This window comes from Micromonospora sp. NBC_01638, assembly GCF_045209745.1.
In the GTDB taxonomy this organism is placed as follows: Bacteria; Actinomycetota; Actinomycetes; order Mycobacteriales; family Micromonosporaceae; genus Micromonospora.
Window position 1 is genome coordinate 639372 of sequence record NZ_CP109273.1, and the last position, 14002, is coordinate 653373.

Here is a 14002-nt window from a genome sequence, read left to right on the forward strand (position 1 = left end):
CTGTATCGGAACACTACATAGGGGTGGGTACCCGTTCGACGGGGATCCACAGCTCGGCGTCCGCCTCCGTGCCGTCCGCGGACACCCGGACCCGGGAAATCTCCGGTCCCGGTCGGCTGCGGTACGGGTTGGACGGAAACCACTGGGTGAACACGTCGCGCCACAGGTACTGCACCGCCTGCGGGAACGCACCGGAGGTGGTGAACACCGCCCACGTCCCGCCCTGCACCGGCAGCGCGTCCAGGTCCTCCGGCGGGGCTGCGCTGGTCACCACCCCGTGCCAGTAGTCCAGCTCGGTGCCCTCCTCCCGGCTGTCGGCGAGGTTGTCGCTGACGTTGACGATCCCGGCCGGCTCCTGATCGGAGAGCGCCTCGATCCGCCCGGTCGTCTCCTTGCCGATGCTGTGAATGAACGCCACGATCGCCGGGTTCATCCCCTCGTGCACCAGCGGGACCCGGGCCTTGCGCCCCACCAGCGTGAACGCGTCCTTGCTGACGATTCGGTACTCCATGCTGCCGCTCCCTTCGACGGTGAGTCGGAAGGACATCCGGGGCTGGGCGCGCAGCGCTGCCCCCGTACGCCGGGCCTCTCCGGGCCCCACGCCGTGCACGGCGTGGAACGCCCGGGCGAACGCCTCCGCCGACCCGTAGCCGTAGTGCACCGCGACGTCGAGCAACGTCCGCTCCCCCGCCAGCACGTCCGCGCCAGCGACGGTCAGCCGGCGCCGTCGGATGTACTCCGACAGCGGGACGCCGGCCAGCGCGGAGAACAGCCGCCGGAAGTGGTATTCCGACGTCAGCGCGATCCGCGCCAGCTCAGCGACCTCGATCCGCTGGTCGAGGTGCCGCTCGATGTACGCCATGGCTTCGTTGAGCCGCTCCAGCACCCGGGCCTCCTTCCCTTCTGAGCAGTCACGCTAGGCGGCGGGGCCGGTGGCGCACCCGACATGCGATGCCCGCATCGGTCGGGTGGGCCGGCACCGATCGTCGTGTCGTAGCCTGGCGGACTTTGCTTCTTGAGGAGGTTGACGTGGCCGAGTATCCGCAGGACGTCGTGCAACGCTTCCACGGCACCCCCGAACAGGTCGACGCCGGCCTGGTGGGTGAGCCGCCACGGACGTGGGGGTCCGTCGTCATCGAGGAGTACGACCCGACCTGGGCGCAACGGTTCGCCGCCGTCCGCGCGTCGCTCACCGAGGCGTTGGGTGCCCTGATTATCGGTGTGGAACACGTCGGGTCCACCGCGGTGCCAGGGCTGGCGGCCAAGCCCATCATCGATATCGACATCATCATCGGGGACACAGCGGAGGAGTCCACGTATCTTCCCGCCCTGGAAGGGCTCGGGTACCGACTCGTCCTCCGGGAGCCCTGGTGGCACGGGCACCGGATGCTTCTCAGCCTCGCCGAGGACGTCAACCTGCACGTCTGGCCGCAGGCCGCGCCGGAACCCGTGCGGCACCGGCTCTTCCGCGACTGGCTGCGCTCGCATCCGGAAGACCGGGAGCTGTACGCCGCGACCAAACGACGCCTCGCGCGTGACACCGCGCACCGGCCCCGCGCCTACAGCCTGGCGAAGAACGACGTCATCGACGACATCTACGCGCGCATCTTCGCCACCTGAGAGACGACGCGCCGGTTCAACTTGCCCCCGCCCGCCCCCCGATGACCTCCCGCCACCGGCGGTCACGCGCAGATCTTGGACAGTTTCCGTTACGAGCTGACGGAAACTGTCCAAGATTCGGCGGTAGGCAGTGGCTGCAGGTCTGCCAGCCGGTCACCGGATGCCCAGTTACCGCCGACCCTGACCGCGACGCGGCCGCGCAGGTCGGTGGGGCCGAGTGGCCCGGAGTTGAGCCACTCGGTCGCCCCGTCGAGCGGGGGCAGGTGCACGGCCATCTAGCGAAGCGACCGGAAGGCGGTGCGAAGCTCTTCGGTGAAGATTTTCGGCTGCTCCCAGGCCGCGAAGTGCCCGCCCTTGTCGAGCTTGTTGTAGTAGATGAGGTTGGGGTACGCCTGCTCCGCCCAACTCTGTGGCGCCTCGTAGAGCTCGTCGGGAAAAACGCTCACGGCGACCGGGACGTTCACGCCCTTGGTGGCGAAGAACGAGAGCTTGTTCTCCGCATACAGACGGGACGCGGAAATCGCGGTATTCGTCAGCCAGTATAGCGAGATGTTGTCCAGGATGTCGTCCCGGGTGAGACCTGCGGTCGCTCCGCCGAAGACCTGCGCGATCAGGGCCAGACTTTTCGCGTCATGGTCGAGCAGGAAGGACGCCAGGCCGACCGGAGAGTCCGCCAGCCCGGTCAGCGTCTGCGGACGCGTCGCCATCATGAGGGCGTACGCGACGTGCTTCCAGACGTAGTTGACTTCCTCGGCGGCACGCATTTCGTCGTCGGAGAGACCGGAGGGCAGCGAGCCCATGGCGTTGTTCGCGCCGGTGGTGTCGCCCTGGAACAACAGGTCGATCTCGGGTGGGACCGCACCAGGCATGTTGGTGTGGATGCCGAGCAGTTCCGGAGGGGCCTGGATGCCCATCTGGTCCACGATGACCGCACCCCAGTCGCCGCCCTGGGCGACGAACCGCGAGTAGCCGAGACGCTTCATCAGCTCGGTCCAGGCGGTTGCGATCTTCTGCGGGTTCCACCCCGACGTCGTCGGCTTGCCGGAGAAGCCGTGGCCCGGCAGCGATGGGATCACCAGGTGGAAGGCGTCCGACGCGCTCCCGCCGTGGGCGGTGGGGTCGGTGAGCGGCTCGATGATCTTCATCTGCTCGATGACCGACCCGGGCCACCCGTGGGTGACGATGAGCGGCAGCGCGTCCTCGTGCTTCGAGCGCACCTCAATGAAGTGGATGTCCACCCCGTCGATGGTGGTCATGAACTGCGGTACGGCGTTCAGTCGCGCCTCGACCTTGCGCCAGTCGTACTCGTTCTCCCAATAGCGGGCGACGGCCTGAATCGTCGCGAGTGGCACGCCCTGCGACTGGTCGTCAACGGTTTCCTTTTCCGGCCAACGCGTGGCCGCGATGCGCCGGCGCAGGTCATCAAGGTCAGCCTGAGGGATTTCCACCGTGAACGGTCGAATCTCCGTCGTGCCGGGACGTGCTTTGGTCTTGACAGCCATGCGGGCTTCCTCTCCGTCTGAGTTTGCGCCTCGCGAGGGGAATCATGGGATGAGGGCACTGCCCGGGCTTATGTGCCAATTCACGATGGGCACGCCGCCCATATCTCGGAGCCTAGAACGCCGTACCCCGCGCTCGTGGCCATACGAGCAGTCCCTCACTGGTCCTGCCCGGGGGCGGCTACCGCGTGCTCGGCGGCTCGGCTGACCTGCTCCCAGCCCGCCCAGGTGTCCATCCGCCGACGGGAGATGTCGAACGCCAGGTCGTACACCATGCTCCCGAGCAGGAGCCGCAGCGGCGGGTCGTCGCTGTCGACCAGGCGCAGCAACGCCTCGGCGGCCAGCCGGGGCTCGCTGTCGATCGAACCCTCAGCCCACTGTCGTTCCAGTTCAGCGCGCAGCGGCGCGTACGCCTCCATCGGAGTGGTGGCGCTCAAACTGGTGTAGAGGTCGGTCCAGTAACCGCCCGGCTGCACGATGCTGAGCTTGATGTCGAAGGCCGCCGCCTCCATTGCCAACGCCTCACTCATGCCTTCCAGGGCGAATTTGCTCGCGCTGTACATGCCGGTGCTCGGAAAGCCGCCGAGCGCGGCGATGCTGGACACCTGCACGATGTGGCCGGATCGTTGGGCCCGCAGATGCGGCAGCACCGCCTGACTCACCCACAGCGCGCCGAAGAGGTTCACCTCGAACTGGGCTCGCGCCTCCGCCTCGGTGAACTCTTCGACCATTCCCATGGACAGGGTCCCTGCGTTGTTGACGACGATGTCGAGCCGTCCGAAGTGCTCGACGGCGGTGGCCACGGCGGCGAATACCGCAGCCCGGTCGGTCACGTCGAGGGTCAGCGCCAGCAGCCGGTCGCCGTGCCGCTCGTCGAAGTCGTCCCGGGCGATGGTCCGGGCGGCGGCGACCACCCGGTCCCCACGGTCGAGCGCCGCGTCGGTGAAGGCGCGGCCCAGGCCGCGGCTGGCGCCGGTGATGAACCAGGCACGCATGTCGGATCTCCATCCCTTTAGCGAGACGAGACGGTCCGTCTCGTCTTCGAGGAGAGATTAGGCCGCGCTGTCCCAGCCGTCAAGACGAGACGGTTCGTCTCGTCACTGATATCGTGGGGCCCCATGACCCCCAACACGGCCCGCCGGAGAGAGACCTCCCGGCGCGCCATCCTGACCGCGGCCTTCGACCTGCTCCAGGAGATCGGGTACGCGAAGGTCAGCATCGAGGGCATCGCCGCGCGCGCCGGCGTCGGCAAACAGACCATCTACCGCTGGTGGCCGTCCAAGGGCGCGGTCATCTTCGACGCGTTCCTCATGCTCAGCGAGGCCGCCGAGGGTGGGCCGCCGACCTTGCCGGACACCGGCGACCTGGCAGCCGACCTCACCCTGGTGCTCCGCGCCACGGTCGAGGAGATGAACGATCCCCGGTACGAGCAACCGATGCGCGCCCTGGCCACCGAGATCGCGCTCGACCCCGAGCTGGCGGCCGCCTACGCCGAACGCCTGGACGGGCCGCTGAAGGAGGCCAAACGGCAGCGCCTGCGCAGCGCCCAAAAGGCCGGGCAACTCGCCGACGACATCGACCTCGACGTGGCGGTGGACCTCATCTGGGGACCGTTGTTCAGCCGATGGCTGCAGCGCAGCGGACCGCTCACCGCCGAGTACGCCGACCTCGTCGTCACCACGGCCCTCGACGGGTTGCGCCCCCGCCCATGACAACCGACTGATCCACTCGGCTTCCTTGAAACCGGTCCATCCCGGGCCACAGGACACCCCGCCTTCCTTGAAGCCGAGTGGGCGCCCCCACCGCCCTGAACGGACTGCTACCCCACCGGTGCGGCAAGTGACGGTTTGCTCGACGATTTTGCGCTGCCGCAGCACACTGCGGCAACATCAGGCGCCGTGACGGCACCAGACTCGGCCCGCAACAACGACACCCCGCTCGGCACACTCCGGTCGCGTCGGCGGGTCAGACACTGGCTGGCCGGCGCCGGGGTCACCGCCCTGGCCGCCGTCCTCGGCATCACCCTCGCCGTACGTTCCGGCGCTGCCCCGGCCTGCGCCGCGCCGCCGACCGGCAACGCCGTCCACAAGGTAAAGGCCAGCTTCTACGACGCGGGCCGCTCGGGCGGCAACTGCTCCTTCCCGGGCCCGCCGGCGGACCGGCTCTACGTGGCCCTCGGCGCGTCGGCATACTCCGGGGCCGCGGCCTGCGGCAGCTACCTGGAGGTGAGCGGCCCGAAGGGCAAGGTCCGGGTCATGGTGATGGACCAGTGCGGCGGTTGCGGAACCAGCAAGATCGACCTTTCCACCGAGGCGTTCACCAGAATCGCCGACCGGTCGCAGGGCATCGCATCCGTGACGTACCGGGCGGTGGTGAACCCGCCGCTCGACGGCGGGCTGACCTTCCGGATGAAGGGTGGCGCCTCGAAATACTGGTTCGCGGTGCAGGTCGGCAACCACGGCAACCCGCTCCGCTCGGTCGAGGCGACGGGGCCGGGTGGCGGCTTCCGCAAGGCGGCCCGCCAGAGCGACAACTACTGGATCGTCGAGGGCGGGCTCGGCCCCGGGCCCTACAACATCAAGGTCACCGATGTGTACGGGCGACAGGCAACCGCCACCAACATCCGGATGGTCGCGAAGCAGGTCCAACGCAGCACGGCCTCCCTCGCCGCCCCTTCGCCCAGCAGCTCGCCCCCGGCCCAGCCGACCCCCACCACCGCGCCCTCGCCGACCCCGGCGGAGTCGGTCGCCCCGGCGACCACCGTCGAAGCCCTCGCCGGCGCCGCCCCGCCCGGGGCCTCCCGCTGCTGACCCAGCCGTGGTCACGGCGAGTGAACCGGCACGGAACTCAGCGGCGGCGACTGAGGGAGGACGTGAGCAGACTCCGCAGCAGCGCGGTAGGCACCTCGGTAATCCGCTGCCGGCAGCGGGCAAGTTACTGCTAACTGCTGCGTGGGGCGTACATGATGATGGCGACGCCGACGAGGCAGATGGCGGCGCCGGTGATGTCGTAACGGTCGGGGCGGAACTTGTCGACGACCACGCCCCAGGCGAGGGAGCCTGCGACGAAGATTCCGCCGTAGGCGGCGAGGATGCGCCCGAAGTTCGGGTCGGGTTGGAAGGTGGCGGCGAAGCCATAGAGCCCGAGTGCGATGACTCCGGCCGCGATCCACAGCAGTCCTCGGTGTTCCCGCCAGCCTTGCCACACCAGCCATGCGCCGCCGATCTCGGCGATCGCGGCGAGAATGAACAGCAGGATCGAGCGGGCAACCGTCATGCGCCGGACCGTATCGTGACCTTCTCACGGTTGTGCTGGTCATCCTGTCCGCAGGAGCAGTTGCCTCCGGCGCAGCCGGTGGTGTGGCGGCGGCTGTTGGTCCACCACCAGGACAGCCCGGCGAATACGGCCAGGGCGACGGCGACACCGGGCATGAAACGGTTGGCTGCCGCCCAGCCAGCACCGCCGAGGATTCCGGCGGCGAGCAGCGGCGGCAGGAGGCAGCAGGCGACGCAGGCGACACCTGCGAGTCCGGTCATGCCGGAGGGGAGCAGGCGGCGTAGTCGGTTAGCAGGTGTCGGCACGGTCGCTCCTAATGAGTTCAGCAAACGGCAGGGGGCAGCAGGAGTTGCCGGCACACGCGACCAGGTCGTCGCAGCCGGCCGAGATGGCGGCGTTCAGGGTGTCACGGATGACGATCAGGTCGGCCAACTTCTGCTCCACCTCGACCAGCTTTTCCTTGGCCTGTGCCTGGAGACCGGTGTCGGGTCGAGTGTGCTGGTGTCGGCCGGCGTCGAGCAGGTCGGCGACCTCGTTGAGAGTGAAGCCGAGACGCTGCGCGGTCTTGATGATCCGCAGCAGGGTGATCGTGTCGGTCGGGTAGAGCCGATGTCCGCCCGGCGACCGCTGCGGTGCGGTGAGCAGTCCCCGGCGTTCGTAGTAGCGCAGGGTTTGCAGGTTGACCCCGGCCGCATCGGCGAGCTGGCCGCTGCGCAGCCCCGTTCCGGTCATGTTTGGACCTGAACCGATGTCGCTCGCTCGGCGAGGGCATCGAGCACGTCGACGTGTGCCGCTGGTACCCGTATGTCCAGCGTCAGCGACTCCGGGCCAGGTCGCGCGATGTCGAATGCCAAGAACGAGCAGCAAGACGATTCGCGGGCCGTCAGATCCCGCGCCGTCTCCTCCACCTGCTCCGCGCCGTCGAGCTGCAACCGCAGATGCTGCGGCGACAGCCGGTCGGCACTCCGGACCGCAGCGCGGAAAAGCTGATCGAACTCGGCGAGGCGCAGCGGCTTTTCGGCCGTCGGCAGGGTGCACGCATCGGGAACCCAGGAGTCATCCGTCGTGGCGCGTCGATCACTCATACCCCCAACGGTAAGCCTGTACCTAGGTATCGGATGCAAGCCGCATCAGAAGAATCTTCCAGGCCCTCGCCAGGCCGCCAGAGGTCGGACAACGCCGACACCGACGACCAGTGGCGACGATGTTTGCGCAGGTCACCCAGTCGGGGACCTGCCAGGCAATGCCCCAGCACCTGTAGAGCTGGTGGGCGACGGACGAGTCGACCTGTACGCCGGATTATGAACGTGCGACGCGCCCTGAGCAGGGGTTTCGTTCCTCTGGCACCCGCTCAGGGCGTCGCCAGGGCGTCCGGGCTGTGCGGGGGCGGGTCAGGCCCGGCTCTCTTGACTCTCAGTCGTCGAACTCGAAGCCGCTCGCCTCGGCGTCCCTGATCAGCCGCCGCATGCGTTCGCCGTCGGTGGCGACCGCGTTCATCCGCGCTTCCAACTCTTCCAGCGCCCCTCGGTCGGTGCCGTGGGCGCAGAACGTGCCGCCCTCGGAGGCATAGACGAATCGACCATTGAGCGACTGAGCCTCACTGCTGACGAGAACCTGCGCCACGCCTTCCCAGAAGTACCCGTTGGGCTCGTGACCGAGTTCTTCGACCAGGTCGTCAACCGGCGTTGTCCCTGCGTTCAGCAGCAAAGAATACTCACCGGGCGTAGTCTCGATCATGAGAAGCAAGGTCATCGGGGAAGAATGGCAGCCGTCGGTAGCCGGCGACAAGAATCGCGTCGTCGCTCTCACGATCGCGCCCCCGCATCTCCTGACCCGGGCTCGAATAGGCGGTCGATGGCGTGTCGCGTGCGTTCCTCGCTGGCCGGCATCAGGTGCGTGTAAACGCGGAGGGTGAAGCCGGGGTCGGCGTGGCCGAGGTACGACGCAAGCGCCTTGATGCTCTCCCCCGCGTCGAGCAGCGACGAGGCGTAGAAGTGGCGTAGCGCGTGCATCCCGGTGGCCCGGGTCGGCGTGATGCCGGCCGCGAGCACGGCGGGACGCCAACTCTTGTTGTCGAAGGTGCGCCGGTTGATCGCACCTCGCCGCGTAGTGGTGAACAGCAGCGGCACCGTGACCCGCTCGTCATCCGCCGGGTTCTCCCACGGCAGCGTGAGCGTCACCGGGCCGCAGTCCTTGATGTGCTGCCGCAGCACCTGGGCGACAGAGTCCGGCAGCGGCACCCGGCGGTCCCGGTCGTTCTTGGGCAGGCCGAAAACGAGCCGGGAGCGGACGAGTTTGACCTGACGCGAGACGTGCACCCACCCCGCGTCAAGGTCGATGTCATCGACACCAAGCCCCAGGATCTCGCCCTGGCGCAGACCGCAGCCGGCCCCCAGGTCGACCATCGCGCGGTACCGCTGGGCGAGGCCACCGCGGATTGCCGAAACCCGGTCGTAGCGCCATGGCACCACCCGGCGCTGAACCGGTCGCGGGGGCTTGACCGACTTTGCCGAACACGGGTTCTTGGCGATCCGCTCGTCGTCGACGGCCGCGCCGAGGATGGTCCGCAGGTGGGCGAAGACCACGGCCCGGGTCGCCGGGGCAAGCTTGCCGACCATCGCGGCGTCCCACTCCCGGATGTGACCCGGTTTGATCTCGGCCAGCTTCCGCGAGCCGAAGAACGGCAGCAGGTGCTTGCGTACCCGATACTCGGTGCTCTCCCTGGTCGACTCGTCGAAGGAGCGGGTCCGGAGCCAGGTCTCGGCGTACTCGGCGAAGGTCATCCGACCGGCCAACGGGTCGACGTACGTGCCACGCAGCTTGTCCGACTCGGTGGAGACGAGGAAGGCGTCAGCCTCCCGCTTGGCCCGGTCCGGGAACGACTTCTTGCGCTCCTTGCCGTCCGGCCCGACGTACCGGACCCGGTAGCGCAGGCCCTTGCCGAACAGTCCCGTCTTGACCCGCTCCGATCGCCCTCCCGGGTGACGCACCGTCTTGTGCCAGCGGTCCTCTACGTGTCCCATCAGGCCGCTGCCTGCGCGCGTACCCACGACCGAACCGTCTCCGGCTCGTACCGCAGGTGTCGACCGACCCGGGCCGCCGGCGGACCGTACTTGACCTTCCGCCAGCGGTAGAGCGTCTCGGTCGGCACCCGCAGGTACGCCGCCACGTCCTGGATCGTCCAGAGCCCATCGTTCGCCGCCATCAAAGCCTCTCCCCCGTTGTGCCGTCCGTTCCCGTTCTCGGTTCGGCCTCGGGAAGCTGCGCGGCCCGGTCCTTCGCGGCCAGGAGTTCGGAGCGCCAGCGGGCACGTTCGCTGATCGACCGCAGCAGCCGGTGGGCCATGGCCGGCACGTCGGGGTCGTCGGGTCGGGCGAGTTCCCAGGCGTGCCGGACCGGTTCGACGGTCGCGCCCTGGTCGTCGACGCCATCCAGGCCGACGCTCACGCCGAGCAGAGCCCGCACCCAGGCCCGTACGTCGTGCTTGTGGTCGCTGAGCGTTTTGCCGGACCAGTCGCGGGAGATGAGGATGCGCCGGCCGCCGATGCCGAGGGTGTCCCGCTGGTGGACCTTGCCCTTGCAGCGGCCCGGCTTGAGCTTCGCGTGTGCCCCCTTCGGCTGGACGCCGTAGAGCAGCCAGTTCGCGCAGCGGTCGGTGCACGGGGTCAGCTGGAGTTCCTGCCACAGCCGGTCCAGGTGTGCCCGCTGCCGGCCGCTGGTGATCTTGTGGACGTCGCCGGTGTGCTTGGTGATGTACTTCGTGACGTACCGGATGGTCCGTTCGGCGTCTTCAGTGCCGGGCATGACCCCACGGGCGTCGACCTGTGAGCCGAAGCGCACCACGTGCACCGGTTCGGCGTCCGGGTCCTCGTCGATCGCATCGAGCGCTTCCGACCAGGTGGTCAACGGCGCGCGGGTGTTCGGGTCGACCCACGCCGCCGCCTGCTCGTCCCAGACCGGGAGCCGGTCGAGGGTGTACCGCTGCACATCCACGCTCGGCCACCACACCTGGTGGTACGTCGCCGCTGCGACGGTCCGCAGTACGTCGCGGGGAATGGTGCCCCGGATGGCGAAGTGCGCGTGTGGGGCGAGACGACGTTGCGGCTCGACGCAACCCGCGTACTGGATGTTCCAGCCCTCGCAGCGGCGCAGGTTCTGCCAGAACCGGTCCAGCAGCCGAGGGAAGTGCACCGCGTCCCAGGCCGCGCGGCGGTAGTCGTACCTGGCCGGGTTGACCGGGGTGCCGTCCGGGCGGACCGGGCCGTACGAGTCGAGGGTGAGGGTCAGCCACATCGACGGCCGGTAGGTCGAGCCGTCCGGCGCGGTGTAGGTCTTGCCGACCGTCCGGCGCTCGACCTTGCGACGAGGCAGGTCCGGGGCATCCTGCCGCCGCCGGGTGGAACGCTTGCGGCGCCGGCCGCCGTCCTCGTCGCCCTGGTCCTCATCGCCGGCCGAGTGCGGGGGCGCGACCCGGCCCCGGAGCCCTTCGGCCGCGATCGCCTCTTCCACTTCTTGGATCGCCTCGTCGAGGTCGGTGACCTGGTCCCACTGGCTCGCCCGGGACGCCTCATCGCGGGAGAACTCCAGGTGCCCGCGCAGCAGGACAAGTGCCTTCTGTTCCTCGGTCGCCGGCTCTGGCGGCGGTAGCGGCTCGTCGTCGCGGTGCCAGCCTTCCCGGATCTGCGCCTGCCGCAGCCGGCGGTTCTTCTTGGCGCACGGGGCGCACTTGTCCTCCCGGGTCGCCCCACAGGGCAGGTCGATGACCTCGGTCAGCCCGGTGTTCAGGTCCGTGCGACGCATGGCGAGCGGTCGGACGCAGACGCCGTACTCGGCCGCGATCTCCTTGAGCACGTCGACCGAGCGGGGTAGCGCCATGCGGGCCGCCCGCGACCCTGCCCGAGGTGCAATCGGGTTCGGGGCGGGTTCGAGGCCGGGCAGGGTCGGAGCGGTCATCGGATGATCCCGACGACCTGGGGCCGGTTGGGCTGGACGACGCCGACCGGAGGCAGCACCGCGGACGAGGTCGGGCGAACCGGAGGTACAGGCGCGATCGGCAGAGTCGGTTGCTGCGGCTCAGGCTCGATGACCTGCTCCGAGACGTCGTGTCTCCAGTCGACCTCCGGTTTATCGGGCTCGGGTGCCGGCGGGATGGTGGGTGCGCTGGACAGGACGACCTTCACCAGGGCGAGGAAGGCCAGCGACGGCACGGCCGCGACGATCCAGCCCCAGACGGACGGTTCGGCTTCGGCGACCTGGGCGGCGAGGGAGAGCAGCGCGAATGCGATCAGCAGGACGCCGACCAGGCCGACGGGTCGACCATCACGGCGGCGGGCGCGGATCTCCAGGCCGAGGTAGATGGCCATCAGCTCGACGGCTACGGCGTTGGCCCAGCCGATCCAGTCGGGTTGGCCGTGGGCGACGGTCAGGTCGTGGACGTGGGTGAAGGCGGCGGCGCCGGCCATGGTGCCGATGGCGAGCAGGATCAGCACCCGGACGCCGGACTCGGCGCGTTCGCGGATCATCGGCCGCCCCTGGTGTCGCGGACGGTCAGGGTGATGCAGATCTGTTGGCCGTTGAGGTCGCGGCGGCGGTTGACCATGTGCGCCAGGCCGTGCAGGGCACCGGCGAGCCGGTCCGGGGAGCCGTTGAGTTCGATGTGCAGCGGCTTGAGGCGGTGGGTGCCGAGGAAGAAGCTCTTGAGGGACATCGGTTACCTCCGGGCCGGGGCGACGCGGGTACGGATGTGGTCGGGTGGCTCGCCGAGGGAGGCCACCGCTTCGGAGAGGCAGCGCCACAGCGCCCACGCCTCGTCGGGGGTCAGGTACATGCGGCGCCGGCCACCACCGACCGCGAGATAGACCGGGTACGCGTCGGGACGGGCAGGGTCGACGCGCACGGACACGGCAGTGCTGGTGGCGCCGTCGGTGCCGGGCGCGCGCAGTCGGTAGAAGGTTCGGCCGTCGGTCGGGGCAGTCACCGCGGCTCACCCCCATCGGCATCCCGATCGAGGATGTTGAGCAGCGAGTCGGGCAGCAGTGGTCCGCGACGCTGCCGGGACAGAGGCGGCCGGGTTGGCTCGGTGGCGGTTTCCCGGCCGACCTGGGCGAGGATGTCCGCCGCGTCGGCCGGGGCCGGGTATTCGGCTGCCAGTTCCCGGATGTGGTCGTCGGAAATGTAGGAGAAGCGGACCCGGGCCGGCTCGGGGGTGCCGTCGAGGATCACGTAGCCGACGCCCTTGGCCCAGCGGGGCATCTGGTCGGCGAGGGCACCGCGGTTGCGGGCACCGTCGCCCAACACGAGGTCGACCTGAGCGGCCTCGGTAAGGCCGAGCGCGATTCGGGTCGGGAACAGGTCCCGGAACGGCAGCACCTCCTTGCGGGGGTCCTGCAACGCCGCCACCACCAGCACGCCGACGCCAGCACCCTGCGACAGCAGCAGCCCGAGCGACCCGGCGATGCGCTTACGCAGCTCGACGTCCTGGAGGTACGCGGTCAGCGCCGCCATCTCGTCGATGACGACCACGACCAACGGGTCAGCCAGAGTCGGAGTGTGGACCCGCACCGCACCGGCAAGGCTGGTCTGCCGCTCCCGCATCACCGCCACTGCCTCGTCGAGCAGGTCGGCCATGGCCTCGAACGACTTGCAGGCAAACCGCGCGAACAACGGCCGACCCATCGCGAACTCCATACCGCCCTTGGGATCGATCACCCAGAGCCGGACCAGCCCGGAGGAGATCCCGCCGGCCAGAACTCGGACCAGCGACCACAGCACCGAGCCCTTCCCGGAGCGGGTGGCGCCGCCGATGAGTACGTGCGTGGCGAGCAGGTGCAGGCACCAGTGCCGCAGGTCTTCCCGCCGAGCCAGCGGCAGCGCGGTGAAGTCCGGGACCGACGGGACGTCGAACGGGTCGACCAGGGTGCGCAGCGCATCCGTGCGGACCACCACCAGATAGACCACCGACGGCCGGTCCCGGAACCTCAGCCGGTCCACCGCGCCCAGGACCAGCGCCCAGTAGCCCGACCGGATCGGCGGGTCATCTAGGCGCTCGGAGTAGACCCGGGCGTGCCGCCGGCCGAAGGCGTACGCCAGGTTCGCCGTCGCCTTCTGGAACTCCTCCGGCGTCTGACCGCGCACCATGCGGATGGTCAGCACGTCGAGCGCCTGATCCGAGCGGACCCGCAGCAGCTCCGGAAGGACCGTGCGATGGTCGTACACCTTGGCCAGCCCGCAGAGGGTCATCGCTTCCCGCCAGGCCCGGCGGTAGACGAAGAGCTGACGGAACCGGCCGAGGATCGGACCGGCGCACCAGGTCCACCACGACGACTCATGCCGCCACCGCCACAGCGCCGACACGGCAGCGGCCAGGACCACGGGCACGATCACGCCAGCCCGGCCGAACTCGCGGAAGAGGCTCACCCCGACCACGACCAGGCCGACGGCGACCGGGTGGCGAAGACACCACCACAGGCCCCGCCACAGCCACCGCAGCACCAGGCCGAGCGCGATCAGCCAGACCGGCAACTCCAACCTGCGCGGGCGGATCACCATCAGGTCCCCGGCGGTGGTCATCACGACCTCGCCCCGCGGCCGGCGCATCATCGCGCACC

Annotated in this window: 18 protein-coding genes; 3 read left to right on the top strand and 15 right to left on the bottom strand. The window is 69.4% G+C overall.

Going from position 1 to position 14002, the window contains the following annotated elements:
• Window positions 1–13 precede the first annotated feature (13 nt).
• Complete coding sequence (locus OG811_RS02800) at window positions 14–886, bottom strand: GyrI-like domain-containing protein (protein WP_406071908.1); 873 nt, start codon at window positions 884–886, stop codon at window positions 14–16.
• Between the two features lie 143 nt (window positions 887–1029).
• Here OG811_RS02800 and OG811_RS02805 point away from each other — a divergent pair, with 143 nt between their 5' ends.
• Window positions 1030–1620 (top strand): GrpB family protein, encoded by a 591-nt coding sequence (locus tag OG811_RS02805; protein ID WP_406071909.1) that lies wholly within the window; start codon window positions 1030–1032, stop codon window positions 1618–1620.
• Between the two features lie 275 nt (window positions 1621–1895).
• Here OG811_RS02805 and OG811_RS02810 read toward each other — a convergent pair whose 3' ends face one another.
• Window positions 1896–3122 carry an epoxide hydrolase family protein gene (locus OG811_RS02810; protein WP_406071911.1) on the bottom strand — a complete coding sequence of 409 codons (1227 nt, stop codon included), beginning with the start codon at window positions 3120–3122 and terminating at the stop codon, window positions 1896–1898.
• 155 nt (window positions 3123–3277) lie between these two features.
• Window positions 3278–4114, bottom strand: coding sequence for an SDR family oxidoreductase (locus OG811_RS02815; protein WP_406071912.1), 837 nt, complete (start codon window positions 4112–4114; stop codon window positions 3278–3280).
• 123 nt (window positions 4115–4237) lie between these two features.
• Between OG811_RS02815 and OG811_RS02820 the strand changes: the two genes are divergently transcribed.
• Together OG811_RS02820 and OG811_RS02825 are read left to right on the top strand one after the other, a co-directional pair.
• On the top strand, window positions 4238–4831 hold the full coding sequence (locus OG811_RS02820; RefSeq protein ID WP_406071914.1) for a TetR/AcrR family transcriptional regulator: 594 nt from the start codon (window positions 4238–4240) through the stop codon (window positions 4829–4831).
• A gap of 186 nt (window positions 4832–5017) precedes the next feature.
• Window positions 5018–5929 (top strand): expansin EXLX1 family cellulose-binding protein, encoded by a 912-nt coding sequence (locus OG811_RS02825; protein WP_406071916.1) that lies wholly within the window; start codon window positions 5018–5020, stop codon window positions 5927–5929.
• Window positions 5930–6059: 130 nt separating this feature from the next.
• On the opposite strand, the gene OG811_RS02830 is transcribed toward OG811_RS02825, so the two are convergent.
• The 12 genes from OG811_RS02830 to OG811_RS02885 form a co-directional block, all read right to left on the bottom strand.
• Complete coding sequence (locus tag OG811_RS02830; RefSeq protein ID WP_406071918.1) at window positions 6060–6395, bottom strand: YnfA family protein; 336 nt, start codon at window positions 6393–6395, stop codon at window positions 6060–6062.
• Window positions 6392–6700: a hypothetical protein gene (locus OG811_RS02835; protein WP_406071920.1), complete on the bottom strand. Its 309-nt coding sequence runs from the start codon at window positions 6698–6700 to the stop codon at window positions 6392–6394. The genes OG811_RS02830 and OG811_RS02835 overlap by 4 nt, the downstream gene beginning before the upstream one ends.
• On the bottom strand, window positions 6684–7127 hold the full coding sequence (locus OG811_RS02840; protein ID WP_406071921.1) for a MerR family transcriptional regulator: 444 nt from the start codon (window positions 7125–7127) through the stop codon (window positions 6684–6686). The genes OG811_RS02835 and OG811_RS02840 overlap by 17 nt, the downstream gene beginning before the upstream one ends.
• On the bottom strand, window positions 7124–7480 hold the full coding sequence (locus OG811_RS02845; RefSeq protein WP_406071923.1) for a hypothetical protein: 357 nt from the start codon (window positions 7478–7480) through the stop codon (window positions 7124–7126). Before OG811_RS02845 ends, OG811_RS02840 begins: the two co-directional genes overlap by 4 nt.
• A gap of 328 nt (window positions 7481–7808) precedes the next feature.
• Window positions 7809–8147: an Imm51 family immunity protein gene (locus OG811_RS02850; protein ID WP_406071924.1), complete on the bottom strand. Its 339-nt coding sequence runs from the start codon at window positions 8145–8147 to the stop codon at window positions 7809–7811.
• A gap of 53 nt (window positions 8148–8200) precedes the next feature.
• Window positions 8201–9418 (bottom strand): tyrosine-type recombinase/integrase, encoded by a 1218-nt coding sequence (locus OG811_RS02855; protein ID WP_406071926.1) that lies wholly within the window; start codon window positions 9416–9418, stop codon window positions 8201–8203.
• The gene (locus OG811_RS02860; RefSeq protein WP_406071928.1) at window positions 9418–9600 is read right to left on the bottom strand and encodes a helix-turn-helix domain-containing protein; all 183 of its coding nucleotides are present in this window, start codon (window positions 9598–9600) and stop codon (window positions 9418–9420) included. Before OG811_RS02860 ends, OG811_RS02855 begins: the two co-directional genes overlap by 1 nt.
• Window positions 9600–11348: a replication initiator gene (locus OG811_RS02865; protein WP_406071930.1), complete on the bottom strand. Its 1749-nt coding sequence runs from the start codon at window positions 11346–11348 to the stop codon at window positions 9600–9602. Before OG811_RS02865 ends, OG811_RS02860 begins: the two co-directional genes overlap by 1 nt.
• Complete coding sequence (locus tag OG811_RS02870; RefSeq protein ID WP_406071931.1) at window positions 11345–11917, bottom strand: DUF2637 domain-containing protein; 573 nt, start codon at window positions 11915–11917, stop codon at window positions 11345–11347. Before OG811_RS02870 ends, OG811_RS02865 begins: the two co-directional genes overlap by 4 nt.
• A complete protein-coding gene (locus OG811_RS02875) occupies window positions 11914–12102 on the bottom strand; it encodes a hypothetical protein (RefSeq protein WP_196919828.1) in 189 nt (62 codons plus the stop codon). The genes OG811_RS02870 and OG811_RS02875 overlap by 4 nt, the downstream gene beginning before the upstream one ends.
• A 3-nt stretch (window positions 12103–12105) precedes the next feature.
• Entirely contained in the window at window positions 12106–12372 is a 267-nt protein-coding gene (locus OG811_RS02880) for a hypothetical protein (RefSeq protein WP_121676974.1), read from the bottom strand.
• On the bottom strand, window positions 12369–13964 hold the full coding sequence (locus OG811_RS02885; protein WP_406071933.1) for an FtsK/SpoIIIE domain-containing protein: 1596 nt from the start codon (window positions 13962–13964) through the stop codon (window positions 12369–12371). The genes OG811_RS02880 and OG811_RS02885 overlap by 4 nt, the downstream gene beginning before the upstream one ends.
• Window positions 13965–14002 lie beyond the last annotated feature (38 nt).

Bases quoted from the DNA above. Each gene is read 5' to 3' on its own strand.
- OG811_RS02810 (WP_406071911.1), bottom strand. From the start codon at position 3,122: ATGGCTGTCAAGACCAAAGCACGTCCCGGCACGACGGAGATTCGACCG.
- OG811_RS02815 (WP_406071912.1), bottom strand. From the start codon at position 4,114: ATGCGTGCCTGGTTCATCACCGGCGCCAGCCGCGGCCTGGGCCGCGCC.
- OG811_RS02820 (WP_406071914.1), top strand. From the start codon at position 4,238: ATGACCCCCAACACGGCCCGCCGGAGAGAGACCTCCCGGCGCGCCATC.
- OG811_RS02830 (WP_406071918.1), bottom strand. From the start codon at position 6,395: ATGACGGTTGCCCGCTCGATCCTGCTGTTCATTCTCGCCGCGATCGCC.
- OG811_RS02840 (WP_406071921.1), bottom strand. From the start codon at position 7,127: ATGACCGGAACGGGGCTGCGCAGCGGCCAGCTCGCCGATGCGGCCGGG.
- OG811_RS02845 (WP_406071923.1), bottom strand. From the start codon at position 7,480: ATGAGTGATCGACGCGCCACGACGGATGACTCCTGGGTTCCCGATGCG.
- OG811_RS02850 (WP_406071924.1), bottom strand. From the start codon at position 8,147: ATGACCTTGCTTCTCATGATCGAGACTACGCCCGGTGAGTATTCTTTG.
- OG811_RS02855 (WP_406071926.1), bottom strand. From the start codon at position 9,418: ATGGGACACGTAGAGGACCGCTGGCACAAGACGGTGCGTCACCCGGGA.
- OG811_RS02860 (WP_406071928.1), bottom strand. From the start codon at position 9,600: ATGGCGGCGAACGATGGGCTCTGGACGATCCAGGACGTGGCGGCGTAC.
- OG811_RS02865 (WP_406071930.1), bottom strand. From the start codon at position 11,348: ATGACCGCTCCGACCCTGCCCGGCCTCGAACCCGCCCCGAACCCGATT.
- OG811_RS02870 (WP_406071931.1), bottom strand. From the start codon at position 11,917: ATGATCCGCGAACGCGCCGAGTCCGGCGTCCGGGTGCTGATCCTGCTC.
- OG811_RS02875 (WP_196919828.1), bottom strand. From the start codon at position 12,102: ATGTCCCTCAAGAGCTTCTTCCTCGGCACCCACCGCCTCAAGCCGCTG.
- OG811_RS02885 (WP_406071933.1), bottom strand. From the start codon at position 13,964: ATGACCACCGCCGGGGACCTGATGGTGATCCGCCCGCGCAGGTTGGAG.